The sequence below is a fragment of the Pseudonocardia pini genome (assembly GCF_013870575.1).
GTDB classification, from domain to species: domain Bacteria; phylum Actinomycetota; class Actinomycetes; order Mycobacteriales; family Pseudonocardiaceae; genus Pseudonocardia; species Pseudonocardia pini.
This window is the reverse complement of record NZ_JACBXB010000947.1, coordinates 1-1,845: the sequence shown is the minus strand read 5'-3', so window position 1 is coordinate 1,845 and position 1,845 is coordinate 1. Positions and strand designations below refer to the sequence as shown.

The following is a 1,845-nucleotide window of genomic DNA, read 5'->3' as shown; positions in this document are numbered from 1 at the left end:
CTACGCCGTGCTGCGGTTCTCGGACACCACCCGGGCCCGCGCCTTCTACGGCACCGTCCTGGGCTGGACCTTCGTCCCCGGCCGGGAGCAGGGGAACTGGAACGTCCGGGTCGCGGGGGGCGACCCGCGGCTGGCGGTGGGCCTGGCCGAGGGCCCCGCCGCCGTCGCCGTCCCGATGTTCGCGGTGCCCGACGTCCGGGACGCCGTCACGCGGGTCCGCGAGGCGGGCGGCACCGCGACCGACCCCGCCTTCGCCGGCTACGGCACCTCCGCCGACTGCACGGACGACCAGGGCGCACCGTTCTGGCTCGTCGAGTTCTGACCCGCCACCCCCGGCGCCGAGATGAACGTCAGTGCTGTTCGATCATGCTCTCGACAGCACTGACGTTCATCTCGGCGGTGGGTCAGGGGTGCAGGAGGGACTCGACGTGGTCCGCCGCAGCCCTCGCGCCGCCCTCGGCCCGCACCTCGTCACGGAGAGCGGCGGTGCGGGCCGCCACCTCCGGCGAGGTCAGCGACTCGAGGGCCGCGCGGAGCTCCGCCGGGCTCGCCCCGGTGGCCACCTGCCTGCCGACGCCGAGGGCCTCCAGGGTGGCCGCGTTGCCGAACTGGTCGACGGCCTGGGGCACGGTGATCATCGGGACGCCCTGGTAGAGGCCCTCCGCGCAGCCGCCCATCCCGGCGTGGGTCACGAACGCGCTCGCCCGGCCGAGCACCGCGAACTGCGGCACCCACCGGTGCAGCTCGACCCCCGCGGGCACGGGAGCGACCTCCTCCGCCGTGACGTGGTTGCCGTGCGCGATCACCACCCGCCACCCCAGTGGCGCGAACGCCTCGGCGCAGGCCCGGTAGAGCTCCGGGTGGTCGGTGTAGTTCGACCCCAACGAGACCAGGACCAGCGGCTCCGCCGAGGCGGGCCACTCGCCCGTGCGCCGGTCCAGTGACGGGCCGACGAACACGTACCGCTCCGGGTCGACCCGGTCGGCGAAGGGCTGCATGGCCTTCGGGATCAGCACGAGGCAGCGCGGCGGGCGGCCGGTGAACTCGTCCGGCGTGAGCGCGATCCGGTGCGCCGCGAGCCAGGCCGCGAACCGCTCCTGGTAGGCCAGGTACGCGGGTTCGGCGCGGAAGGCGAGGTCTGCTGCCAGGTCCTCCTCGAAGCCCTCCCAGGCGACCATCGCGGCCGAGAGCTGCACGAGCGGGAGGCCATGGCGCTCGGCCAGCGCACGGCCCGCGTAGCCGCCGATGTCGTAGAGGACCAGGTCCGGGAGATCCGCCGCCAGGGCCTGCTCGACCTGCGGGAACACCTGCTCCAGCTCGTCGAGGAAGATCTCGGTGCCGCGGACGGGATCGACCGGCCACTGCTCGCCCGCGGTCTCGTCGGGCGTCGCGGAGTCGACGACGAGCGGCTGCGCGCCGGTCGCCGCCACGGTCTCGGCGAACCCCGCCGGGATGACCCAGTCGACGCGGTGTCCCCGCTCGACCAGCTCCGCGACGACGCCGAGATGAGGGTTGGTGTGGCCGTGCGCGCCGACGCCTGCCATGAGGATGTGGGCCATGAGTGCTCCAGTGCTCGATACGGGTGCGGACATGCCGGGGACCCCGCGCTCGGCGGGGTCGGGCGACCGCTCGTCAGCCGTAGAGCTGTTGGATCATGGTTCCCACGGTACCGACGGGCGCCAGTCGGTTTTCGATCACGGTGCGCTACACCTGCCGTCGCGCCGAGTCGACCGATCGGCTCACGAGTCACCTGATCAAGTGAGATGTGTCGCTACGATTCGCGAGTGAGTCTGTTGCGCGATATGCGGGCCGCCGTCGCCGAATGGTCCGCCCACCGCCTCCTGC

At 73.2% G+C, this 1,845-nt stretch carries 2 protein-coding genes; one reads left to right on the top strand and one right to left on the bottom strand.

Features of this window, described 5'->3' with window-relative positions; genetic code table 11:
* The coding region (locus H5J29_RS31170; protein ID WP_281376149.1) for a VOC family protein at window positions 1–322 on the top strand (322 nt) is incomplete at its 5' end.
* 82 nt (window positions 323–404) lie between these two features.
* Here H5J29_RS31170 and H5J29_RS31165 read toward each other — a convergent pair.
* On the bottom strand, window positions 405–1,559 hold the full coding sequence (locus H5J29_RS31165) for a macrolide family glycosyltransferase (protein ID WP_181784518.1): 1,155 nt from the start codon (window positions 1,557–1,559) through the stop codon (window positions 405–407).
* Window positions 1,560–1,845 lie beyond the last annotated feature (286 nt).

Coding starts and splice junctions, on each gene's coding strand:
- H5J29_RS31165 (WP_181784518.1), bottom strand. CDS start 1,559: ATGGCCCACATCCTCATGGCAGGCGTCGGCGCGCACGGCCACACCAAC.